Source organism: Salinispora vitiensis, assembly GCF_000378825.1.
GTDB lineage: Bacteria > Actinomycetota > Actinomycetes > Mycobacteriales > Micromonosporaceae > Micromonospora > Micromonospora vitiensis.
This window is the reverse complement of sequence record NZ_KB900388.1, coordinates 3,125,893-3,148,973: the sequence shown is the minus strand read 5'-3', so window position 1 is coordinate 3,148,973 and position 23,081 is coordinate 3,125,893. Positions and strand designations below refer to the sequence as shown.

At 71.7% G+C, this 23,081-nt stretch carries 21 protein-coding genes; 11 read left to right on the top strand and 10 right to left on the bottom strand.

From position 1 onward, the window contains the following. Window position 1 precedes the first annotated feature (1 nt). The gene (locus SALPAC2_RS26230; protein ID WP_026184752.1) at window positions 2–184 is read left to right on the top strand and encodes a DUF397 domain-containing protein; all 183 of its coding nucleotides are present in this window, start codon (window positions 2–4) and stop codon (window positions 182–184) included. A gap of 46 nt (window positions 185–230) precedes the next feature. Here the strand turns inward: SALPAC2_RS26230 and SALPAC2_RS0114775 are convergent, their stop codons facing one another. Beyond that, on the bottom strand, window positions 231–2,519 hold the full coding sequence (locus SALPAC2_RS0114775) for a glycoside hydrolase family 9 protein (RefSeq protein ID WP_033661860.1): 2,289 nt from the start codon (window positions 2,517–2,519) through the stop codon (window positions 231–233). A 232-nt stretch (window positions 2,520–2,751) separates the two neighbouring features. Here SALPAC2_RS0114775 and SALPAC2_RS0114770 point away from each other — a divergent pair, with 232 nt between their 5' ends. From SALPAC2_RS0114770 to SALPAC2_RS0114740, 7 genes are all read left to right on the top strand, one after another. Continuing rightward, entirely contained in the window at window positions 2,752–3,759 is a 1,008-nt protein-coding gene (locus SALPAC2_RS0114770) for a LacI family DNA-binding transcriptional regulator (protein ID WP_050563112.1), read from the top strand. Between the two features lie 74 nt (window positions 3,760–3,833). Next, complete coding sequence (locus SALPAC2_RS0114765) at window positions 3,834–5,510, top strand: ABC transporter substrate-binding protein (RefSeq protein WP_018217414.1); 1,677 nt, start codon at window positions 3,834–3,836, stop codon at window positions 5,508–5,510. A gap of 75 nt (window positions 5,511–5,585) precedes the next feature. Next, window positions 5,586–6,656 (top strand): ABC transporter ATP-binding protein, encoded by a 1,071-nt coding sequence (locus SALPAC2_RS28525; protein WP_018217413.1) that lies wholly within the window; start codon window positions 5,586–5,588, stop codon window positions 6,654–6,656. Then, a complete protein-coding gene (locus SALPAC2_RS0114755) occupies window positions 6,653–7,633 on the top strand; it encodes an ABC transporter permease (protein WP_018217412.1) in 981 nt (326 codons plus the stop codon). Before SALPAC2_RS28525 ends, SALPAC2_RS0114755 begins: the two co-directional genes overlap by 4 nt. A gap of 4 nt (window positions 7,634–7,637) precedes the next feature. Continuing rightward, the gene (locus SALPAC2_RS0114750; protein WP_018217411.1) at window positions 7,638–8,699 is read left to right on the top strand and encodes an ABC transporter permease; all 1,062 of its coding nucleotides are present in this window, start codon (window positions 7,638–7,640) and stop codon (window positions 8,697–8,699) included. Beyond that, window positions 8,692–9,708, top strand: a complete 1,017-nt coding sequence (locus SALPAC2_RS0114745; protein ID WP_018217410.1) for an ABC transporter ATP-binding protein — start codon at window positions 8,692–8,694, stop codon at window positions 9,706–9,708. Before SALPAC2_RS0114750 ends, SALPAC2_RS0114745 begins: the two co-directional genes overlap by 8 nt. A gap of 10 nt (window positions 9,709–9,718) precedes the next feature. After that, window positions 9,719–11,152 carry a GH1 family beta-glucosidase gene (locus SALPAC2_RS0114740; RefSeq protein WP_018217409.1) on the top strand — a complete coding sequence of 478 codons (1,434 nt, stop codon included), beginning with the start codon at window positions 9,719–9,721 and terminating at the stop codon, window positions 11,150–11,152. A 46-nt stretch (window positions 11,153–11,198) separates the two neighbouring features. On the opposite strand, the gene SALPAC2_RS0114735 is transcribed toward SALPAC2_RS0114740, so the two are convergent. The 8 genes from SALPAC2_RS0114735 to SALPAC2_RS0114700 all read right to left on the bottom strand — a co-directional run bounded on the left by SALPAC2_RS0114735 (window position 11,199) and on the right by SALPAC2_RS0114700 (window position 18,722). Beyond that, window positions 11,199–12,236 carry an ABC transporter ATP-binding protein gene (locus SALPAC2_RS0114735; RefSeq protein ID WP_018217408.1) on the bottom strand — a complete coding sequence of 346 codons (1,038 nt, stop codon included), beginning with the start codon at window positions 12,234–12,236 and terminating at the stop codon, window positions 11,199–11,201. Beyond that, window positions 12,233–13,033 (bottom strand): ABC transporter permease, encoded by an 801-nt coding sequence (locus tag SALPAC2_RS0114730; protein WP_018217407.1) that lies wholly within the window; start codon window positions 13,031–13,033, stop codon window positions 12,233–12,235. Before SALPAC2_RS0114730 ends, SALPAC2_RS0114735 begins: the two co-directional genes overlap by 4 nt. Window positions 13,034–13,137: 104 nt before the next feature. Then, window positions 13,138–13,995 (bottom strand): ABC transporter permease subunit, encoded by an 858-nt coding sequence (locus tag SALPAC2_RS0114725; protein WP_018217406.1) that lies wholly within the window; start codon window positions 13,993–13,995, stop codon window positions 13,138–13,140. Beyond that, on the bottom strand, window positions 13,992–15,224 hold the full coding sequence (locus SALPAC2_RS0114720) for an ABC transporter substrate-binding protein (RefSeq protein WP_018217405.1): 1,233 nt from the start codon (window positions 15,222–15,224) through the stop codon (window positions 13,992–13,994). Before SALPAC2_RS0114720 ends, SALPAC2_RS0114725 begins: the two co-directional genes overlap by 4 nt. Then, the gene (locus SALPAC2_RS0114715) at window positions 15,221–15,844 is read right to left on the bottom strand and encodes a CDP-alcohol phosphatidyltransferase family protein (RefSeq protein WP_018217404.1); all 624 of its coding nucleotides are present in this window, start codon (window positions 15,842–15,844) and stop codon (window positions 15,221–15,223) included. The genes SALPAC2_RS0114720 and SALPAC2_RS0114715 overlap by 4 nt, the downstream gene beginning before the upstream one ends. Continuing rightward, a complete protein-coding gene (locus SALPAC2_RS0114710; RefSeq protein ID WP_018217403.1) occupies window positions 15,841–16,608 on the bottom strand; it encodes a TVP38/TMEM64 family protein in 768 nt (255 codons plus the stop codon). The genes SALPAC2_RS0114715 and SALPAC2_RS0114710 overlap by 4 nt, the downstream gene beginning before the upstream one ends. Next, window positions 16,605–18,053, bottom strand: a complete 1,449-nt coding sequence (locus SALPAC2_RS0114705; RefSeq protein ID WP_018217402.1) for a dihydrolipoyl dehydrogenase family protein — start codon at window positions 18,051–18,053, stop codon at window positions 16,605–16,607. The genes SALPAC2_RS0114710 and SALPAC2_RS0114705 overlap by 4 nt, the downstream gene beginning before the upstream one ends. A gap of 93 nt (window positions 18,054–18,146) precedes the next feature. Then, window positions 18,147–18,722, bottom strand: a complete 576-nt coding sequence (locus SALPAC2_RS0114700) for a CGNR zinc finger domain-containing protein (RefSeq protein WP_018217401.1) — start codon at window positions 18,720–18,722, stop codon at window positions 18,147–18,149. Between the two features lie 83 nt (window positions 18,723–18,805). On the opposite strand from SALPAC2_RS0114700, the gene SALPAC2_RS0114695 reads away from it, so the two are divergent. From SALPAC2_RS0114695 to SALPAC2_RS0114685, 3 genes are read left to right on the top strand one after another with little or no spacing between them, the layout of a single operon-like run. Continuing rightward, window positions 18,806–19,768 (top strand): EamA family transporter, encoded by a 963-nt coding sequence (locus SALPAC2_RS0114695; RefSeq protein WP_018217400.1) that lies wholly within the window; start codon window positions 18,806–18,808, stop codon window positions 19,766–19,768. A gap of 19 nt (window positions 19,769–19,787) precedes the next feature. Next, a complete protein-coding gene (locus SALPAC2_RS0114690) occupies window positions 19,788–20,507 on the top strand; it encodes an HAD family hydrolase (protein ID WP_018217399.1) in 720 nt (239 codons plus the stop codon). A 53-nt stretch (window positions 20,508–20,560) separates the two neighbouring features. Beyond that, window positions 20,561–22,291, top strand: coding sequence for a S8 family serine peptidase (locus SALPAC2_RS0114685; RefSeq protein ID WP_018217398.1), 1,731 nt, complete (start codon window positions 20,561–20,563; stop codon window positions 22,289–22,291). A 68-nt stretch (window positions 22,292–22,359) separates the two neighbouring features. Here the strand turns inward: SALPAC2_RS0114685 and SALPAC2_RS0114680 are convergent, their stop codons facing one another. Continuing rightward, window positions 22,360–23,031 (bottom strand): IclR family transcriptional regulator, encoded by a 672-nt coding sequence (locus SALPAC2_RS0114680; protein WP_018217397.1) that lies wholly within the window; start codon window positions 23,029–23,031, stop codon window positions 22,360–22,362. Between the last annotated feature and the right edge of the window lie 50 nt (window positions 23,032–23,081).

Below are 23,081 nucleotides of genomic sequence, written 5' to 3'. Positions count from 1 at the left end.
CATGGACTTGATAGGTGCTACCTGGCGGAAGAGCAGTCGGAGTGCTCAGACCAACGACTGTGTCGAAGTGGCGATGAACCTGCCGGGTGTGGTGGGGGTGCGGGACAGTAAGGATCCGACGGGTCCGGCGCTCTCTATCGACCCGGGCTCCTGGCGCTCCTTCACCGCCGCGCTACGCCGTTAGGCGAGCGCCCCGGCCTGGTCGTCAGGCCGGGGCGGTCCACGATTACCTAACGCAGTCGACCGCGGGCGTCGCCGTTGTCCTGGTCGGCGACGAAAGCCACGAGCCAGGCCAGCGGCGCGTTCCAGTTGATGGTCAGCTCGTTGGTCGACCACGATTCGATGTCGTCGAGGTAGCAGAACTGCGGCGGGCACCCCTGCAGTTTCTGCTGGGCGACCGGGTCCTGGATGCTTGAGTTGGGACCTCCGGACAGGGTGCCCCGGGGCGGGTTGGGCAGGTCGGTGTTGAGTTGGTGGGCGTACCAGCGGCTGTGCTGGTTCTCCGAGGCCACCTCGCCGTACCCGGTCACGTAGGACTGGTTGAGAGCGTTGCGCCCGAAGATGTAATCCATGGTCTCCAGGACGCCGTCGCGGTAGCGGTCGGTGCCGGTGATATCGAACGCCACCGCCATCACGATGGCGTTGTTCAGGATCAGGTTGTTGGATCCCCAGTCGTACGTGTTGTCCGCGGGCGCGTACGGGATGCCGTACGGGTGCGCCTCCAGCGTGGCGAGATACTTGTCGGCGCCGGCGACGACAGACTGCCGGACTCGCTCCCGGTCGGGTAGGCCGTTGGGCAGGGTTGCCAACTGGAGTCGGCCGAGCTGGGCCGTGTTGCCCCAGTCGAAGCCCCGGTCCCGCCAGACGTCCGCCGTGTGCAGCGGGGAGTCGAGCAGGAAGTCCCGGTATTCGCGGTCGCCGGTGGTGATGAACAGCTCGGCGGCGGCCCAGTAGAACTCATCGGTGACGTTGTCGTCGCCGTACGCGCCACCGCCGTTGCCGTCGTTCGGGTCGGCGTACATCTCGGGGTTGGACTTCGCCGCCGCCCACGCCGCCTTCGCGGCTTTGAGGTTCCGCAGGGCGAACCGCCAGTCGTAGGGCAGGTAGACCCGGGCGGCCTGGGCGGCGGTGGCCGCCAGGTTGAGCGTCGCCGCGGTGGAGACCGGGTGCAGCTCGCGGAGCTTCGGGTCGAGGTGGGGCAGGAGCGGAAGACCGGTCCAGGAATCGTCGTGGATCTTGTGGTGGGCCATGCCGGCGTAGGGCTGCCCCGCCGGTACCTGCATCTTGAGCAGGAACTCCTGTTCCCAACGGGCCTCGTCGAGAATGTCCGGCACCCAGTTGCCGCTCTCCGGCAGGTCGAGGGTGCCGTCGCGCAGCTTCCAGAACTCGCCGGTCGGGGCCAGGAGGGCGCGCTCGTACTCGCTCATCAGCTGATGTACGGAGATGCCGCCGTTGACGACGTACTTGCCGTGGTCGCCCGCGTCGTACCAGCCGCCGGAGACGTCCAGTGTGTACTCGCAGACGCCGGGCTGGCAGGGAACCGACATGTCTCCCTGGTTGGGGGCGGCACCGACATGCCCGGCCGGTCGACCGTAGCCGGGGCGCAGGTCTTCGCGGATCTCCACGCCGCTGCGTTGGGTGTAGTAGAACTTGAGCGCGTCGAGCCGGAGCTGCTCGTAGAAGTCGGAGCCGAGGTCGAACGGCCGGCTGGTTTCCCCGTCGGCGGTGAGGGTGTAGCCGGTGCCCTTCTTCTGGTAGTCGCCGAAGTCAATGCTGTGTACGTGTTGTCCGGACGACTCATCCAGTCCCCGAGGTTGGGTGGTGCCGCTGGCGACGACGGTCCCGGCGTCGTTTCGCAGCTGCCAGGGCAGCGCTTCGGTCGCCTCGGTGACGACGGTGGCGTTCTTCGGCCCCTTGGGCAGGTAGCCGACCTGGTTCACGCGTACCCGTGGGCCGGTGTCCGGCTCGTACTCGTCTGGCTCGGCGTCCCCGAGGAGGCTGATGTCGTCCAGGCAGATCCGCCACGGCTCGGCACTGCCGCCGATCTGGAACGCGACCTGGGCGTTCGGCAGGTCGACCGGGGAGGTGAAGGTGTAGCGGTAGCTGTCGCCGGAGACGGTCAGCGCCGGGTTGGCGGCGAGGTACTGGGTGTACGGCGGGACCGGGAGTTGGATCAGCGCCTTGCCGACCTTGCCTGGGTCGGCGCTGCCGAAGAACTGGAACTCGTACGTCACGCCGGCCTGGAGGGAGATGTTGTCCTGGCCGATGATGGCGTCCCACGGGTTGATCGTGCCGCCGGGCACATCGGTGCAGAGCCTGCCGTCGCTGGAGTCGAGGGTGAGGTTGCCGGTGGACCACCAGGGCGCGTGGCCGTCGTCGAAGGTGCCGTTGATGATCTGCTCTACGGCGTCGGCCTGCGCGCTGCCGCCGGTGAACCCGCTGACGGCGAGCGCGAGGGCGATGCCGGCGGCGAGCGGCGCGGCGCGTCGCCTCCGGTCGGCGGGTGGATTGGGGGCCATGAGGCTCCTCTCGATCCTGGTGGTGGTGGTGCCGGGTGGGGTGTCGGCGGCGTGGGAGCGCTCCACGAACTCAGGTGTGCCGATGAAACCACGCCTGGGGCGGCGCTGAGAAGAGATGGCGAGGAAACTTCTTCCGTTACCTTCCTGTTATTGACGTGACGCATTTCACGGGTGTTGACTGCCCGAAACCGATTCCGGAACCGGTTTCGGGCTCATTCAGCGCTTGACAAGGATGCGGTCAGTGCCAATCACCATCGCGGATGTTGCGCTCCGGGCGGGTGTCAGCAAAACCACCGTCTCCCGGGTCATCAACGGCAAGGGGGAGCTCGACGAGGTCACGGCGGCGCGAGTCCGGGCTGTGATCGACGAGCTCGGTTACGTCCCCAGTGCCCGCGCTGTCAACCTCGCCCGTGGCTCCACCCGGGTCGTCGGGATGCTCGTCCCCTCGCTCGCCTGGCCCTGGGTGGGCCAGGTGCTCCAGGGCGCCGTGGATGCGGTGGAGAGCGAGGGGTACGGGCTGCTGCTGTCCACCTGCAACCGGGGCGTGGAGTCGATGCGGCAGTTCGCCACCCACGTGTCGGCGAAGTCCTTCGACGGGCTGTTGGTCATCGAGCCCGAGGGAACCCTCGACTACATCGCCGAGCTGCACGACCAGGGGTTGCCGGTGGTGCTGATCGACGACCGGGGACACGAGCCAAGGTTCCCCTCGGTCGGCACCACGAACCGGGCGGGGGCGAGGGCGGCCGCCGAGCACCTGGTCGGGCTCGGCCGGCGACGGCCCCTGGTTATCGCCGGGCCGTACCGCTTCGGCTGTGTCCAGGAGCGCCTGGGCGGCTTCACCGACGGCTACGCCGCCGCCGGTGCGCGGCTGGACCCGGCGCTCCTCTTCGAGGGCGCCTTCACGTACGAGTGCGGGCAGGCGTTGGCCGGCCGCGCGGTCGCCGAGGGGCTCGACTTCGACGCCGTCTTCGCGCACAACGACGTGATGGCGGCCGGGGCGTTGCGGGTGCTCCGGGAGAACGGCCGGCGGGTTCCGGCCGACGTGGCCGTGGTCGGCTTCGACGACCTACCGCTGGCGGCGCAGACCGAGCCGCCACTGACCGCGGTGCGCCAACCCGTTCGCGAGATGGGTGCGGTTGCCGCGCGCGCGTTGCTGAACCACTTCAACGGGATACCGCTGCCAACGGCGCCGGTGGTCATCCCCACCACCCTCACCGTTCGTCAATCCACCGTCGCCTGATGTCGCACCAACGGCCCTGGTTCATTCCCCGGCACCATTCCCCCCGGCCCCCGGCCGGAGAAACGCAGGGAGTCATGATCGACAGACGTCGTTTCCTTGCCATCGCGCTCGCCGGCACCGTCGCCACCACCGCGCTCGTCGGTTGCGGCGAGACCGCGAACACCCGCGCCCAGGACGAAGGCGTGACGGTACTCAACATCGGCATGCCGAGTGGCCCGCAGACTGAGAATCACAACCCGTTCCTTGAGTCCTCCTCGGCGGCGGCTCTCGGCTACCGGTGGACGCTCTACGAGCCGCTCGCCATGACCAATCTGGCCCGTCCCGCCGAGCCCGCCCGGCCGTGGCTGGCCACGAAGTGGGAGTGGTCGTCCGACTACCGCACCCTCACCCTGACCATCCGGGAGAACGCCACCTGGTCGGACGGGCAGCAGCTGACCGCCGACGACGTCGCGTTCACGCTTGACATGATCAAGAACAATGAGGCGTTGAACCTCAACGCCCTGCCGTTCTCCTCGATCACCACCAGCGGTAACCAGGTGACCGTCACCTTCGGCGCGTCGCAGTTCGTCAACCAGACCAAGGTCCTCGGTTCGATCCCGATCGTGCCGAAGCACATCTGGTCCGCGGTCGAGGACCCGGCCACCGACCTCAACGCCGAGCCGGTCGGCAGCGGCCCCTACACGTTGAAATCCTTCACCCCGCAGACCACCACCCTCACCCTGCGCGACGGCGGCTACTGGCAGGACCTGCCGAAGGTCAAGGAGTTGCGCTACACCTCGTACAACGACAACAACGCGCAGACGACCGCCCTGGCCAACGGCGAGTCGGAGTGGAGCTTCGTCTTCATCCCCAACTACCAGACGGTCTTCGTCGCCAAGGACCCGGAACACAACAAGGTGTGGGCGGCGCCGGCGCTGGGCGTGCACGGCCTGTGGATCAACACCACCCGTAAACCGTTCGACAACCCGGCACTGCGCCGGGCAATGAACATGGTGATCAACCGCAATGACATCTTCGTGCAGGCCTCGGCCGGCTGGTTCCAGCCCGAGGTGACCTCGGTGACCGGCATCCCCACCCCGGCCGGTGAACCGTTCATCGCCCCCGAGTACAAGGGCCGCACGTACCAGGTCGACGTGGCCGGCGCGAAGAAGGTGCTGACCGACGCCGGCTTCCGGTTCGACGGCGACACGCTGCGCGACCCGTCCGGTGAGCCGGTCACCATCAAGCTCAGCGACCCGGCCGGCTGGTCCGACTACATCACCAGCCTGGAGATCGTGAAGGACAACCTGTCCACGATCGGCATCGCCGCCACCGTCGACAAGGCCAACACCGAGGCATGGCAGAAGTCCGTCGAGGAGGGCACCTTCGAGGGCACCTTCCGCTGGACGGACTCGGGTGCCACCCCCTACGACCTCTACCGGACGATCATGGATGGCGCGCTGCTCAAGCCGATCGGAACCGTCTCCCAGCAGGGCAACTTCGGCCGGTTTGACAGCCCGGAGGCGACGCGGGCGCTGCGGAACTACGCCGAGGCCACCGACGACGCCAGCCGGACCGCGGCCCTGAACACCCTCCAGACGATCATGGTCGAGCAGGCGCCGATGCTGCCGGCCGGAGCCGGCAATGTCGGCGGCGCGTACGTCACCAGGAACTGGACCGGCTGGCCGAGTGACGCCGACCCCTACGCGTCCGCGCAGCCGACCCAACCCAGCGCCCTGGACGTGCTGCTGCGTCTCACCCCCACCTCCTGAGCGCGGACCGGGTGCGGGACCTCGTCCTAGTGGGCCCCGCGCCCGCGTCCGGCCCGCCCGGGCGAAGGAGCCCAGATGACCGAGACCGAACCCCGCTCCGACGTGGTGCTCACCGCCGAGGCGGTGACCCGGCACTTCCCCGTCCGCCGGGGGCTGGCGCAACTCCTGCGCCGGCAGCGGCCCGTCGTGCACGCCGTTGACGACGTGACCGTGACCCTGCGCCGTGGCCGGGTGACGGCGCTCGTCGGAGAGTCCGGCTCCGGGAAGTCCACCGTCGCGCGCCTGTTGGCCCAACTGCAACCGCCCACCAGCGGCCGAATTCTGCTGCACGGCGAGCCCGTCGCCGTCCGCAGCGGCCGACCGTTCCGGGCGTACGTCCGGCGGGTGCAGATGATCTTTCAGGACCCGTTCGCCTCCTTGAACCCGGTACACACCGTGCGCTACCACCTGACGCGCGCGCTGCGGATCCACGGCACCGCCGGGCGCGGCCCAGCCGAGCGTGCGGCCGCCCTGCACCGGCTGCTGGAACGGGTCGCCCTCACGCCACCGCAGCGCTACCTGGACGCGTTCCCGCACGAACTGTCCGGCGGTCAGCGGCAGCGGGTGGCCATCGCCCGCGCGCTCGGCGCCGACCCGGAGGTGCTCCTCGCCGACGAGCCGGTGTCCATGCTCGACGTCTCCATCCGACTGGGCGTGCTCAACCTCCTGCGCGAGCTGACCGAACGGCTACACCTGGCCGTTCTCTACATCACCCACGACATCGCCTCGGCGCGCTACTTCGCTGACGAGACGCTGGTGATGTACGCGGGCAGGTCGGTGGAGGGCGGCGACAGCGAGACCGTCACGCAGCGACCCGCACACCCGTACACCCGACTGCTCGTCGGCTCGGCACCCGACCCGGACCGGATCACCGGTGCCGCGCCGCCGGCCGTGCCCGACCGCGGTGACGGGGAACCGCCCAGCCTGATCCGGCCCCCCGCTGGGTGCCGGTTCCACCCACGCTGCCCGGCGGTGATGCCCCGCTGCGCCACCGACCTGCCGCCCCGCCTCGACGTGGGGGACAAGCCGGGCCACTGGGCGGCCTGCTGGCTCTACGACCGGCACCCCGCCGGGTCGATCGCCGGCGCGGGGAAGGGGGACGGGTGAGGTTCCTGCTGCAGCGGCTCGCCTTCTACCTCTTCACCGTCTGGGCCGCCATCACCATCAACTTCTTCCTGCCCCGGCTCATCCCCGGTGACCCGGTCCGCTCCCTGATCGCCCGCTACCAGGGGCAACTGAGCGCCGACGCCATCGACTCGCTGTACGTGCTGTTCGGGCTCGACCAGGAGCGGAGCCTCTGGGGGCAGTACGTTGACTACTGGGCGCAGTTGCTCCGTGGTGACCTCGGACTCTCCTTCACCTTCTTCCCGACCCCGGTCTCCGACGTGATCGGGAACGCGCTGCCCTGGACCGTCGCGCTGGTCGGCATCACTACGTTGGTCAGCTTCGCCCTCGGCACCGGGCTGGGCGTCCTGGCCGGCTGGCGGCGTGGCTCCTGGCTGGACGGGCTGCTGCCGGTCACCACGTTCCTCTCCTCGATCCCGTACTTCTGGCTCGGGCTCGTCGCGATCGCCCTGCTCACCGGCCCCGGCAGCTTCTTCCCGTCCTCGGGTGGCTACGAACCCGGCCTGGTACCCGCCTTCGACACCATCTTCCTCGGCAGCGCGCTACAGCACAGCCTGCTGCCGGCGGCCACCATCCTGGTCTCCTCAATGAGCGGCTGGGTGCTCAGCATGCGCAACATGATGGTCACCGTCGCCGCCGAGGACTACATCACCGTCGCCCACGCCAAGGGCCTCGGTGAACGCCGGGTCGCCCTGCACTACGCCGCGCGCAACGCGCTGCTACCCAACATCTCCGGCTTCGCGCTGTCCCTCGGCTTCATCGTCGGCGGCACCCTGCTGGTGGAGATCGTCTTCTCCTACCCCGGCCTGGGCTTCCAGCTCTTCCAGGCGGTCGGCGCCAAGGACTACCCCCTCCTACAGGGCATATTTCTGATCATCACAGTCTCGGTGCTGGTGGCGAACCTGCTCGCCGACCTGGCGTACCTCGCACTCGACCCGCGTACCCGCAAGGAGGGCTGAGGAGATGGCTGTCCCTGCCGGCACCGTTGACGCCGCCACCCCGGCCGGCCCCGCGACGGTCGGCACCGGAGTGCGCCACCGCCCCGGGCGGCGACTCCCGCTGCTGCGCAACCGTAAGGCCATGACGGGGCTGATCACCCTCGGGTTCTTCGCCGTAGTCGCGGTCATCGGTCCCTGGCTGGCCCCGTACGACCCCGGCCGCCGCAGCGCCGACCTGTTGCAACCGCCCTCCGGCCAGCACTGGTTCGGCACGACACACCTCGGGCAGGACATCTTCAGCCAGGTTCTGGTCGGCACCCGGGGGGTGCTGCTGGTCGGCTTCACCGCCGGCATCGTGGCCACGCTGCTCGCGGTCGTCGTAGGTGTTACCGCCGGCCACCTCGGCGGTGTCGCTGACGAGAGCCTCTCGGTGCTGTCCAACGTGTTCCTGGTGATCCCGGCGCTACCTCTGATCATCATCGTCTCCGCCGCCATTCCCGAGTCCGGTGACCTGACCATCGCGTTGCTCATCGGGCTCACATCCTGGGCCTGGGGGGCCCGGGTGCTGCGCGCGCAGACCCTGTCGCTGCGTCGCCGGGACTTCGTCGAGGCCGCCCGCGCCACCGGCGAGTCGACCTGGCGCATCATCGCCTTCGAGGTCCTGCCGAACCTGACCGCGGTGATCTCCTCGGGCTTCATCGGCACCGTGATCTTCGCGGTGATGTCGCAGATCACCCTGGCCTTCATCGGAATCTCGTCCATCTCCCCGTGGAACTGGGGCACCATCCTCTACTGGGCCCAGAGCCAACAGGCCCTCGCGCAGGGCGCCTGGTGGTGGTTCGTACCCGCGGGCCTGGCCATCGCGCTGCTCGGCACCGCCCTCGCGTTGGTCAACTTCGGCATCGACGAACTGGTCAGCCCTCGGCTTCGTACCTCAGGCAGCGGACCGATCCGGACTCCCGACGGCCGCACCGTCCGGATGCGGACCGGCTTCACCCCGGTCCTCGCGTCGGCACCGCCACAAAGTCGTCAACCACGTCGGCAGCGGCGCCGGCCGACCACGACGAGGAGGTCGTCCCGTGAGTAGCCCGGTGCTGGAGATCCGCAACCTCTGCGTTGACTACGGCGTGGGGGAGACGGCGGTCCGCGCGGTCCGCGACGTGGACCTGACCCTGCACCGGGGCCAGGTGCTCGGCCTCGCCGGCGAGAGTGGCAGCGGCAAGTCCACCCTGGCCTACGGGCTGACCCGGCTGCTACCCCCGCCCGGAGTGGTGACCGGCGGGCAGGTGATCTACCATCCGCCGGCCGGTGCCCCGGTGGATGTGCTGGCCATGACGCCCGCGCAACTGCGCCGCTTCCGCTGGGCCGAGACGGCCGTGGTGTTCCAGGGCGCCATGAACTCGCTCAATCCCGTGCACCGGATCTCCACCCAGCTGCTGGACGTGCTCAAGGCACACCGGCCGACCAGCACCGCCGTCGGGCGGCGCGAGCGGGCCCAAGAGGTCCTGCGGCTGGTCGGCATCCCAGCGGACCGGCTGGACGCCTACCCACACCAGCTCTCCGGCGGCATGCGGCAACGGGTAATGATCGCGATGGCACTGTTGCTCGAACCGCAGCTGGTCATCATGGACGAACCGACCACCGCACTGGACGTGGTCATGCAGCGGCAGATTCTCGGCGAGCTCGCGCAGCTGCGTCAGCGGCTCGAATTCGCCGTCCTGTTCATCACCCACGACCTGTCGTTACTGGTCGAATTCTCCGACCACATCGCCATCATGTACGGCGGTCGCGTCGTCGAGCAGGCCGCGAGTGATCGGCTCTACCAGCAGGCCCTGCACCCGTACACCGAGGGCCTGCTGCAGTCATTCCCCGCCCTGCGAGGGCCGCTACGTACCCTCACCGGCATTCCTGGATCCCCGCCCGACCTCCGGGCGATGCCCACCGGCTGCGCTTTCCACCCTCGCTGCCCGTACGCCCTCGACGTGTGCCGCAGCCGGCTGCCACCCCTGGGCCGACCCGCCGACAGCCACGCCGGCCGCACCGTCGCCTGCTGGCTGCACCCCACCGCCGAGCCCGCCACCGAGACCCGACCGTGACAGGAGCAGCATGGACACCACCCCATCTCCTACCCCCACCGCGCGCCGTGCCTCGCTGACCGTGGACCAGGACGACCCGATCTGGGCGCTGCCGGCCACGTTCCGGTGGGGCGTGGCGACGTCGGCCTACCAGATCGAGGGTGCGACGAGCGAGGACGGCCGTACCCCCTCCATTTGGGACACGTTCTGCCGCGTCCCGGGCGCGGTGCGGGACGCCGACCACGGAGACGTCGCCTGCGACCACTACCACCGGATGCCGGAGGACGTCGCCCTCATCGCGGACCTCGGCCTGGACACCTACCGCTTCTCGGTGGCCTGGCCGCGGGTGCAACCGGGCGGGCGCGGCCCCGTCAACCACGCTGGCCTGGCCTTCTACGACCGGCTCGTGGACGAACTGCTCAGTCGCGGTGTCGAACCGTGGATCACGCTCTACCACTGGGACCTGCCGCAGGAGCTGGAGGATGCCGGCGGCTGGCCGGGCCGGGACACCGCGTACCGGTTCGCCGACTACGCGATGCTCGTCCACGACGCGCTCGGTGACCGCGTACCCACCTGGACGACGCTCAATGAGCCGCTCTGCGCGGCGATGCTCGGCTACCACGTCGGCGTACACGCCCCGGGCCGGCGCGACCTGGGTGACGCTGTCGCCGCGGTCCATCATCTGTTGCTCGGTCACGGCCTCGCTACCGAGCGGCTGCGGGCCGCCTCCGCCCCCGGCACCCAGCTTGGCATCACCCTGAACCTGGGGCCGGGGCAGCCGGCCACCGACAGTGCGGTGGACCGCAACGCGGCCCGCCTCGCGGACGGCCTCGGCAACCGGCTCTACCTCGACCCTGTGCTGCGTGGCAGCTACCCCGACGACGTGGTCGCCGACCTCGCCCGGGTCGGCGTCCAGATACCGGTGCGACCGGGCGATCTGGAGACCATTTCCGCGCCGATCGACGTGCTCGGCGTCAACTACTACTTCGCCCACCGGATCAGCGGCACCGACGAGCAGGGCCGCACCGCGGAGGCGGACGGCCTACCCGTTCGACGCTCCCTGCCCACCGGCCGGCCGACGACCGCGATGGGGTGGGAGATCCAGCCCGAGGGCCTGACGGAGCTGCTGGTCCGCCTCGGCCACGACTATCCCGGCATTCCCATGGTCATTACCGAGAACGGTGCCGCCTTCGACGACGAGCCGGACGCCGACGGGTTCGTCGCCGACGACGACCGCGTCGCCTTCGTCGCCGAGCACCTGCGGGCGGTAGCCCGGGCCCGGCAACGTGGGGCCGACGTCCGCGGCTACCTGGCCTGGTCCCTGCTGGACAACTTCGAGTGGGCCGAGGGGTACGCGAAGCGGTTCGGCCTAGTCCGGGTGGACTACGAGACCCAACGGCGGGTGCCGAAGCGCTCGGCCCTCTTCTACCGCGACGTCGCCCAGCGGGTACGACAGGCGGGGTAGGCGACGGGCACCCGGGCCCGGACCACGAACCGTTCCCCTCATCTGGCTACGGGGTTACCACGCTGAGGTGGGCCGGGGGCAGCCAGAGGGGGGTGTCGTCGCCGGGGCGCAGCGGTGCTGCCGGCCCGGTGGTGAGCTGCAGGGTGACTCCACCGCTGGTGGCCTGGATGTCGAGGTGGGTGCCGCGGTCGGTGACGGCGGTGATGGTCGCCGGCACCACGTTGTCGCCCGGATGGTCGCCGACCACGATGGCTGCGGGGCGGATGAGGAGCAGGCCCGCCCCGCGGTGGTCGGTGTCGAGGCGGAGCCGGCCGAGGGGGCAGTCGAAGTGGCCGGCGGAAGCGGTGCCGGGGATGGCGTTGCCGGCGCCGCCCAGGAACCGGGCGACGGTCAGGGTCGCGGGCCGGCGAAACAGGTCGGCGGGCGGGGCGTGCTGCGCGACCCGACCATCGAGGAGCACGGTGACCGTGTCGGCCACGTCGGTGGCCTCGTCGCGGTCGTGGGTGACGAAGAGGGTGGTGCTGCCCTCCCGGCGGTGCAGCTCGGTGAGGAGCGCCCGCATGTCGCCGCGTAGCTGCGGGTCGAGGGCGCTGAACGGCTCGTCGAGCAGCAGGACACCGGGGCGGGCGGCCAGGGCGCGGGCGAGGGCGACGCGCTGCTGCTGGCCGCCGGAGAGTTCGCCGCTACGCCGCTCGCCGTAGCCCGGGAGCGCGACGGCGTCGAGCAGCTCGGTGACCCGCCGCCGGATGGCAGCGCGGTCGGTGCCGCGCATGCGCAGGCCGAAGGCGATGTTCTCGGCCACGGTGAGGTGCGGGAAGAGCAGGGGGCGTTGGAAGACGACGCCGAGGTCGCGCCGGTGCGGGGGCTGGTGCAGCACACTGTGGCCGGCGAGCCGGACGTCGCCGCCGGTGGGGGTGCTCAGCCCGGCGACGATCGACAGGAGGGTGGACTTGCCGCTGCCGGAGGGCCCGAGGACGGCGGTACGGGTGCCCGCCGGCACCTCCAGGCTGACCCGGCGCAGCGTCGGCGTGGTGGCACCCGGGTAGGTGTGGTCCAGGTCGGCGATGGTGATGTCGGTGGTCATCGGCCGACTCCGAGCAGGGCGGTGTCGCGGCCGGCGAGTTGCCGGGCGGCGAGGGCGGTCAGCAGCAGGGGCGGGGCGACGGCGACCAGCGCGATGGCCGCGGTGGCGGCCTGGTTGCCGCTGCCGGCGGCGGTGGCGAAGAGCAGCAGCGGCACGGTGGTGACGACGCCACCACCGATGAGCAGGGTCAACAAATAGTCGCTCCAGGAGATGAGGAAGGCGAACATGGCGGCGACGACCAGGCCACCGCGCAGCTGGGGGAGGCTGACCTCGCGGAACGCCCGCCACGCCCCGGCGCCGAGGGTGCGGGCCTGCCGTTCCAGAGCGGGGTCGACCCCGGCCCACATCCCGGACATCAGCAGCGTGGCGTACGCGGTGGCCGCCGGTAGCTGGGCCAGGACCACGCCGGTGAGCGAGTCGGCGAGCCCGGCGCGCAGGTAGACGACCTGCGCGCCCATGGCGACGGCGAACGGGGGCACCAGTACCGGGGCGAGCAGGACCAGCTCGATCAACCGTCTCCCCGGCAGCCGGTGCCAGGCCAGCGCCCGCCCGGCGGCGGCCCCGAGGGCGGTGGCGAGGGCGGCGACGGCGGCGCCGATGCCGATGGAGGTGGCGACGGCCTCGGCGAGGCGGGACTGCGGCCCGAGGGCCTGCTCCCAGCCGGCCAGCGACCAGCGGTTCGGCCACAGGTCGGGGTAGAACCACTGGTCGGTGAAGGCCTGCACGGCCAGCGGCAGCAGCGGCCCCGCCACCCAGAGGCCGGTGAGGATCAGGACCGTGGGGCGGGCCAGCCCCACACCGAGCGGCCGCCGGGGCCGCCGCGCTCCCCTTACCGGCCCCGCTCCGCTCACCGGCCGCGCTCCCTGCACCGGCCGAGATCCCGTCGCCAGCCCCGTTTCCGTCATCGCCGCGCTCCCGTCACCCGGCCGACGGCCCGCCGGCTGGCCCCGGTGTACGCGAGCGCCGCCGCGACGGCGATGACCGCGATCAGCAGGGCGATGGCGATGCCCTCGGCCCGGCCGGAGAGCTCGGCGGCGGCGAACCGTTGGTAGGCCAGGACCGGTAGCGGCTGCGGGTAGGCGCGGCCGAGCAGCGCGGGCACCTCGTACGCGCCGAGGGTGAAGGCGAAGATCAGCACCGCCACGGCCAGGATCGACGGGGCGAGCAGGGGCAGGGTCACGTGCCGCAGCACCTGCCGGGGGCGGGCACCGAGGGTGGCGGCGACCCGTTCGTGCTCGGCGACCGGCCCGCCGAGCGCGGCGAGGACGACGATCAGCACGAACGGCGCCTCCTTCCACACGTACTCGGCGATCACGGCGACCGCGTGCGGGTCGGCGACCAGGGCGGGCAGCGCGACGCCGACCGTACGGGCGGCGCGGGCCAGCAGGCCGGAGTCGGCCAGCAGCAGCCCGATCGCGACCGCGCCGATCAGGTGCGGCACCGGCAGTCCGAGCTGGGCCAGGAAGGTGGCCGCGCGTCGACCCGGGGCGGTGCGGCGCAGGGCCAGGGCGGCGGCGACCCCGACGGCGACGGCGAGCCCGGTGGCGACGGTGGAGATCCAGAGGCTCAGCAGCAGCCCGTTGGTGAACGCCGGACCGTCGGTCACCCGCTGGTAGGCGGCCAGGCCGACCGGTGTGTCGGTGAACCCGGCCAGGCCGAGGCTCTGCGCGAACCCGTAGCCGAGGCCGCCGCCGAAGAGCAGCACCACGGTGGCCAGCGCCGGCAGGATCAGCAGGAGCCCGGTACGGCGGTGGTTCACTGTTGCAGCACCTCGCGCCGCCAGCCCTCCTCCAACGGCGGCAGCCACTCCGCCCGCAGCTCCGGTTGACTGTTGCGGGACAGCTGGTCGTAGCTCGGCACCTGGGCCGAGGTGGGCAGGGCGGCGAAGCGGTCCCGCCATTCGACGTCGAGCTTGTCGAGGTCCACGGCCGGATACTGGCCCCACCCGTCGGGGCGGGCCTTCTCGTACTGCAGCTCGGGGGAGAGCATCAGGTCGGCCAGGGCGAGGGCGGCGGAACGGTTGGCGGCGTTGGCCGGTACGGCGAGGTAGTTGGTGTTGCCGATGGTGCCCTCGTCCAGCAGCAGGGTACGGGTGGTGGCCGGGAACTGTTCCCGTTCGACCAGGCTGGTCACCTGCGCCGGCCCGTACGTCATGGTGAAGTCGACCTGCCCGTTGGCGTACAGGTCGTTGAGCTCCTTCTCGTTGGCCGGGTACGTCTCACCCGCGCGCCACAGGGCGGGCCGCAGCTCGCGCAGGGTCTGCCACAGTGGCGGGGTGAGCCGGTCGTAGGCGGCCTGGTCGAAGTCGTCCGGGACCTGGTCGACCCCGCCGGCCTCGTGGTAGAGGGCGTGTCGGACGAAGACCGAGCCGGTGAAGTCCGGCGGGGCCGGGTAGGTGAATCGGCCCGGGTGGGCGCGGATCCAGTCCAGTAGCCCGGCGAGGCTGGTCGGCGGGTCGCTGACCCGGGCGGAGTCGTAGCTGAACGCGAACTGGGCGCGGCTCCACGGCACCTCGCACCCCTCGACCGGGGTGCCGAAGTCGTTGGCGACGGTCGGCTCGGACCAGTCGACGTAGCGCATGTTCGGCAGCAGCTCGACCAGCCCGCACTGCCACAGCCCGGCCTGCTTGCCGGTGCGGAAGTTCTCCCCGTTGATCCACACCAGATCCACCGACCCGCCCGAGCCGCGGCCGGCCTGCTTTTCGCCGAGGACCTTGTTGACCGCTAGGGCGGTGTCGGTGATCGGTACCCGGTTGATCCGGACGTCGAGGCGCTCGCGGGCGGCCGGGGCGACGACCTCGTCGAGGTAGCGGTTGGCGCCGTCGTCGCCGCCGTACATGAAGAGGTTGACCGTCTGCCCGCGGGCCTCCCGCAGCACCTGGTCGAAGTCGCGGGGGGCGGGGTCGGCGTCGTCGGTGCCGGTGGTGCAGCCGGCGGCGAGCAGGCCGGCGGCGGTCAGCGACGCGACCGCGCGCCATCGTCGGGTCATCGGGTGGGCCTCCCGGCGGGTTCGGACAGGGTACGGACGGCGTGCATGACGCGTTGCCCGGCGGTGATGGCCACCACGGCGGCCCACCCCCAGGCGAGCTGCCCGGCGAGACCGGGCAGCAGGCAGAACAGGGCGTGTACGGCGATGGTCTCGGTGCCCTCGGCCAGTCCACCGAGGAAGTGCAGCGACCGCTCGTCACCGCGTTCCCGGCCGACCCGTTCGGCGATCGACGAGTACGCCAGCAGCGTCGCCCCGTTGACGTAGTAGGTCACCAGCAGGACCAGGAACGGGGTGGCGGGCCCGTCGACGCCGACGGCGACCCCGGCGACGAACGCCCCGTACACGGTGAAGTCCGCGACGATGTCGAGGAAGCCGCCCAACGGGGAGGCGGTGCCGCGGCGGCGCGCGAGGGGGCCGTCGAGGCCGTCGGCGAGCCGGGATACCAGCCACGCGACCAGCGCCGGCCACCACCAGCCGGCCGCCGCGGCGGCGCTCGCGGCCAGGCCCAGGGTCAGGCCGGCGGCGGTCAACCGGCCGGGCGTCACCCAGGGCCGGTCCACGGCGGCGGCGCACCGGTCCAGGGTCTTGGCCAGGACCGGCCGCAGACGTGCGTCGATCACGGGGCGGACCTCGGCGGCGACGGTGGCGGCAGCCGCAACGCCGACCCGGTGGTGCCCTCGGCGGTCGGCACCGGGCGGGAGTCCCGGCGGCGGGCCCGGCGGGCCGCTGCCACACCGGCCAGAGTCAGCGCGGCCAGACCGGCGACGGCGGCGAGGAACTGCGGCGAGGTGGGGTCGGTCAGCGACCCACCGACCGCGGTGTAGGCGACGATTCCCGGCGTCATGCCGATCGCCGAGCCGAGGGCGTAGTCACGCAGCCGCACGGCGGTAACCCCGGAGCCGTAGTTGAGCAGCGCGAACGGGACCAGCGGCACGAGCCGCAGCCCGATCACCGCGATCAGCCCGCGCCGCGCCAGGAACCGGTCCAGGCGGTGCAGTCGGCCGCCGACCAGCCGCTCCACGGCCGGGCGGCCCAGCAGCCGGCCGAGCAGGAACGACGCCACCGCCCCGGTGGTCGCCCCCACCAGCACCACCACTGATCCGCCGACCACTCCGAACAGCGCCCCGGCGGCCGCGGTGAGCAGCACACCGGGGACCAGCAGCACGGTGCCCAGCGCGTACCCGGCGATGTAGAGCAGCGGCGCCCACGGCCCGGCGGCGGCGACCCGGTCCCGCAGCACCGCCACATCCGGGGTGCCCTGGGTGGCCAGCAGGGTCGCCGCGCCGGCCAGCAGCACCACCAGGAAGGCCAGCCTCGGCCATGGTGAGCCGACGATCCGGACGAGCCGGGACGCCGCCGCGGGCCGGGTTGCTTCGTCGGTCATCGGTTCCCACCCCGGATCGGGTGCAGGGCGCGGCGCAGGGTGCGGAGCGCGGTCATCGCCCGGGCCGGCAGCGGCGTGGACAGGTCGGCGCGGAGCTGGGCGAGACTGGCGTTCCACGGCCCGTCCGCGTACGTCGGGTAGGGGTGCACGGTGCCGGCGACGTCGCGTACCTTCGCGCCGCGTCGGATCGCGGCGGCGAGCTCGGCGATGGTCTCACCGGCCCGGGGCGAGACGACGGTGGCGCCGAGGAGCCGGCCGCCCGGCCCGCTCACCAGTTGGGTGAATCCATCGGTACGACGGTCGGTGATCGCCCGGTCGACGTGGTCGTGGGAGAGCCGCTCCGCGCGGGCACGGGTGCCGTGCCGCTGGCGGGCCTGGGCGAGGGTCGCCCCGACGCGCGCCACCTCCGGGTCGGTGAAGGTCACCCACGGTACGGCAGCGTAGTCGATGCGGCGGCGCAGCCCGAGCAGCGCGTTGGTGGCGGCGTACCCGCCCTGCACCCCGGCGACGTGGGTGAACGGGAGGGTGCCGGTTACGTCACCGGCGGCGTAGATCCGTCGGTTGCTGGTCGCCATCAGGCCGTCGATCACGACATGCCCCTGTTCGGTGCAGCGCACTCCGGCGGCGGCGAGGCCCAGGTCGGCGCTGCGCGGTCGGCGTCCGGTGGCGACCAGGATCCGGTCGACCTGGACCGTCTCGCCGCTGCTGAGGTGGAGCGTGCCGGCGGTGACCCGGTCGACGGCGGTCCCGGTCTTCACGGTCACGCCCTCGGCCCGCAGCCGCTCGGCGATCAGCGCGCCGACCTCCGCCTCCTCCTTGCCCAGCAGCCGGTCGGCCACCTCCACGACGGTGACCTCGACGCCGAGCCGGGCGAGGGCCTGGCCCAGCTCGCAGCCGATCGGGCCGCCGCCGAGGATCGCCAGCCGCCGGGGCAGCGCGGTGAGCTCCCAGAGCGTGTCGGTGGTCAGCGGGTCGGCCTCGGCCAGGCCGGGCACGGTGGGCAGGGCCGGCGTGGCACCGGTGGCGATCAGTGCCCAGCGGAACCGCGCGGGTCGGGTGCCCGCGTCGTCGGTGATCCGCAGCGTCGCCGGGCCGGTGAACTCCGCCCGGCCGGCCACCACCGTCGCCCCCGTCGCGCTGATCGCGGCGGGGGAGTCCACCGGTTCGATCCGGGTGATCGCCGACCGTACGTGGGCGAGCACGGCGGCGTCGTCGATCTTCGGCGGGCCGGTCCGCACCCCGTACCGGTCGGCGGTGCGGACGGCGTGCGCGGCGTGCCCGGCGGCGATCAGCGACTTGCTGGGCACGCAGCCGGTCCAGAGGCAGTCACCGCCGGTGCGCGCGGATTCGACCAGCAGCACCCGGGCACCGAACCGGCCGGCGGTCTTGGCCGCCACGAGCCCCGCGGTGCCACCACCGAGGACCACCAGATCCCACTCTTCCACCCCACCAGCCTTCCTCGCCGCGCCGCCCGTGCGACCGTGCCTGTCCAGGATGCCCGGTCGGGGCCGGGGTTACCGAACTCCGTAATGCAACGGTCAGAACTGGGGTGGCGGCACCACGGCCGGTCCGGGCCGGCTGGCGGTCTTGCGCGCCCGGTAGGCGGTGACGGCGGCCCGGTTGCCGCAGCCGGCGTCGCAGAAGCGGCGGGACCGGTTTCGCGACAGGTCGACCAACACGTTGCCGCACCCAGGGTGGTCGCAGCTTCGTAGCCGGCCCAGTTCGCCGCTGCGGACGAGGTCGGCCATCGCCATCGCGGCCTCCACCGCCATCCGGGTCGCCAGCGGCGCGTCCCGGGGCACCGCGTGCAGGTGGTACGGCTCGTCGTCGTGCGTGATGAGCTGGGGCAGGGCGGCGTTTTCCCGGAGCAGTCCGTTGACGATGGACACGATCTCGTCGGTGTCGCCGTGCCAGAGGCGGCGCAGCCGGGGGCGCAGCTCGCGTACCGCCCGGAGTTCGCCGTCGGTGTGCTCGTGTCGTCCGCTGTACGCGTGGGCGACGAAGAAGTTGTTCAGCGCGGCCGTGTCGGGTAGGCCGTCGCCGGCGCTGCCGTCGGTGTTCACCAGGGCGGCGGCGGCGATCAGCCCGCACTCCGTGTCATGGGCAAAAAGCAATTTGACTCCTATCCTGGTAGCGCTAGCGTCATCGACGTAAGCGCATTTTGCCCATTACATGGTGTTGTTGCCAAGGAGAACCCATGCGCCAACCCCCGCGCGGCAGCGCCGGCCTGCTGCTGGCGGTGCTCTCGGCACTGACCTTCGCGACCTCCGGGACGTTCGCCCGCTCGTTGATCGACGCCGGCTGGTCCGCCGAGGCGGCGGTGGTCGTCCGGGTCGGCCTCGCCGCTCTGGTGTTGACGGCGCCCGCGGTGCTGGCGCTGCGCGGTCGCTGGTCGCTGCTCCGCCGTAACGCCGCCTCGATCACCGCGTTCGGGCTGCTCGGCGTCGCCCTCGCCCAGGTGTGCTTCTTCAACGCGGTGCGCTACCTGCCGGTCGGCGTCGCGCTGATGTTGGAGTACCTGGCCGTCGTGGTGGTGGTCGGCTGGATGTGGCTGGCCCACGGGCAACGACCCCGCCGGCTCACCGTCGTCGGGTCGATCGTCGCCCTGGCCGGGCTCGGCCTCGTGCTCGACCTCGCCGGGGCCGAGCGGCTCGACCCGGTGGGGGTGCTCTGGGGGCTCGGCGCGGCCGTCGGGCTGGCCGGCTACTTCGTGCTCGCCGGCCGGATGGACGCCAACCTCCCGTCGGTGGTGCTGGCCTCCGGTGGGATGGCGGTCGGCGCTGGCGTGCTGCTCCTTCTCGGGCTGGTCGGGGTGTTGCCGCTGCGGACGTACACCGGCGCGGTCGACTTCGCCGGGCAGCGCACCAGCTGGCTGGTGCCGGTGGCGGGGCTGGTGCTGGTGGCGGCGGTGCTCGCGTACCTCACCGGGGTCGTCTCGACCCGTCTCCTCGGTGCCCGGCTGGCCTCCTTCGTCGGCCTGACCGAGGTGATGTTCGCCGTGCTCATCGCCTGGCTGGTGCTGGCCGAGCTGCCCACCGTGGTCCAGCTCGTCGGTGGGGCCCTGATCGTCGCCGGGGTGGCCCTGGTCCGCCTCGACGAGCCACGCGAGACCCCAACGGTTGAGCAGGACCAGAAACCGGCACTCGCCACCCGCGGTTGACCCTGGCAAGCTCGACGCCATGCTGAGGACGGTGGTGTTCGACGCCGACGAAACCCTGCTCGACCTGCGCCCAGCGATGACCGGCGGGCTGCTGGCCGTCCTCGACGAGATGCGCCGGTTGACCCCGGCGGCGGCTGCGGTCTCGCTCGCTGACCTGGAGCACGACTGGTCCGTGACCTTCGCCGCGAACCCCGCTCGGTCGACGCCGGAGGTGCGACGGATGGCGCTTTCCCGGTCGGTGTCCCGGGTCGGGCTCGACGCGCACCTGGACGACCTGCTGGCGCACTACTTCGCCCGGCGGTTCGCGCTGACCCGCCCCTTCCCGGATGTGCTGCCCGCGCTCGCAGCCCTGGCGGAGAGGTGGGCGGTGGGCTACGCCACCAACGGCAACAGTCGCGCGGAGCGCTGCGGGCTCGGCGGGAGGTTCGCCTTCGAGGTGTACGCGCACGACAACGGGCTGCCGAAGAAACCGGCGCCAGAGTTCTACGCGGCGGTGGTCCAGGCAGCCGGGGTGCCGGCCCGGCAGGTCGTGTACGTCGGCGATTCGATCGCCCACGACGTGGTCGGGCCGCAGACCGCCGGGCTGCGTGGAGTCTGGCTCAACCGCGTTGGTCGAACCTGCCCGCCGGGGGTGCGGCCAGACGCGGAGCTGTCCACCCTGACGGATCTTCCTGCCGTCCTGGCTTCCCTGGCGGACGAGGAAGATCTTCGGGCGCAATCGGAGCGACCCCTGGTGTAAACGTCGACGGTGCTGTTCGATGACTGCCACGTCCTGCAACGAGAGGATCCGATGTGAGCAGACGCTTCACCGCTGGCGCCGTCGCTACCGTGATGGGCCTGGCGTTGACGGTCACGGGGCTGAGTGTCCCCGCCGGCGCCGCACCGAGCAGCAGCCAAACCTTCACTGTGGTCGCGGAGGACGGCGTAAGCGCCGCGGCGGCCCTGGCGGAGATCCAGGCAGCCGGGGGCACCGTCGTAACCCGGATCGACGATGTCGGCGTGTTCCAGGTGACCAGCGACAAGCTGGACTTCACCGACCGGATCGCCGAGGCCGACACCCTGATCGGCGCCGTCGAGCAGAAAGCCATCGGCCGGAAGCCCAAGCTGGACCCGGTCGAGCAGGAGGCGCTGCTAGCCGCCGTCAACGGCAATAGCTCCGGCAAGGGCTCCGACTCCGGCAAGAGCTCCGGCGGCAAGGGGTCCGGCGGCAAGGACAAAAAGATGGACCCGCTGGACGACAAGCTGTGGGGCCTGGACATGATCCGCGCCGACAAGGCCCGCAAGAAGGAGCCCGGCGACCAGCGCGTCACCGTCGGCGTGCTGGACACCGGCCTCGACGCCAGCCACCCCGACATCGCGCCGAACTTCAACTGGGCGTTGTCCCGCAACTTCGCGCCGGACCTGCCCGAGGTCGACGGCGAATGCGAGGTGGCGAGCTGCCTCGACCCGGTCGGCACCGATGACGGTGGCCACGGCACCCACGTGGGGGGCACCATCGGCGCCGCCGCCAACGACTTCGGCCTCTCCGGTGTCGCGCCGAACGTCTCGCTGGTGGAGCTGAAGGGCGGCCAGGACTCCGGCTACTTCTTCCTGGAGCCGGTGGTGCAGTCGTTGCTGCACGCCGGGCGGGCCGGGCTCGACGTCGTGAACATGTCCTTCTACGTCGACCCATGGCTCTACAACTGCACCGCCAACCCGGCCGACTCCCCCGAACACCAGGCCGAGCAGCGGGCCATCATCAAGGCGATGAAGCGGGCGCTGAACTTCGCCCACGAACAGGGCGTCACCCTGGTCGGCTCCCTCGGCAACAACCACGAGGACCTGGGCGACCCGCGGATGGACACGTCCAGCCCGGACTTCGGTGACACCCCGCCGTACCCGCGTGAGATCGACAACGACAGCTGCTGGGACCTGCCGGTGGAAGGGCCGCACGTGATCGGCGTCTCCGCCCTCGGCCCGTCCGGCAAGAAGGCCGACTACTCCAACTACGGCACCGAGCAGATCAGCATCGCCGCACCCGGCGGCTGGTACCGCGACGGTTTCGGCACCGACACCTTCAGCACCTACCCCAACCTGATCCTCTCCACCTACCCGGAGAAGGTGCTCAAGGAAAACGGCATGGTGGACGCGGACGGCAACATCGACCCGAGCGCGGAAGGAATCGTCTTCAAGGACTGCAAGAGCAACGGTGAGTGCGGCTACTACCGCTACCTCCAGGGCACCTCGATGGCGTCGCCGCACGCCTCGGGCGTGGCCGCGCTGATCGTCAGCAAGCACGGCAAGAAGGAGGGCCACACCGGCTACGGCCTGGCCCCGGACCTGGTCGAGCAGCACCTCTACCGCACCGCCACCGAGCAGGCCTGCCCCAACCCGCGGCTGCAGCAGTACCGCGACGAGGGACGCGACGAGACCTACGACGCGTACTGCGCCGGTGGACGTAGCTTCAACGGCTTCTACGGGCACGGCGTCATCGACGCGTACACGGCGGTAACCACCCCGCTGAAGTCACACGGCCGGCCGTAGGGCGGACCGAGCACAAGGCCCGGCCGACCCCGACAGGTCGGCCGGGCCTTCCGCTTCAGCGCAGCGCTTCAGCGCAGCGCGTCGGCGACGGTGCCGGCGGCCGTGCGGACCTGGCCGCCGACCGTCTCGGTGTCCAGCGGCGTCAGGGAGACCACACCGACGCTCGCCTCCAGCCCCGGTACCCCCAGCACGGGTGCGGCCACCCCGTGCGCCCCGGACTGCAACTCCCCAGCCGTGTCCACCGGATCCGCCACGCCGGTCCGGCCGGCGAGAATCGCCCGCCCTGCCGCCCCGCGCTCCAGCGGATGCCGCGCCCCGGTCCGGTACGCCACGTGCAGGGCGGTCCAACTCGGTTCGACCACCGCCAGCGCGACGCCCTCACCCCCCTCGACCACGGTCAGGTGCGCGGTCGCGCCGGTCTGCTCGGCGAGCTGGCGCAGCGCCGGCAGCGCCCCCTCGGCCAGCAGCGGCTGGGCCCGCCGGGCCAGATTCAGCACCCCCACCCCGAGGCGGAGCCGGCCGTCGGCGTCCCGGCGCAGCAGCCCGTGCGCGCTCAACGGCGCGACCAGCCGGTACACGGCGGCACGGCCGATCCGTAGCTGGCCCGCCAGCTCGGTGACGGTCAACCCGCCGGGCGCGTCGGCGACCAGGTGCAGCAGGCGCAACCCCCGGTCCAGCGTCTGTGCGCTCTCGCCGCCCCGCGGGGCCGGCGGGTCGCTGTGTCGGGGGGTCGTGTCCACGCCAGCAGCGTACGACCCGGCTCCCGGCGGCCCGGGGAAGCGGGGACGGA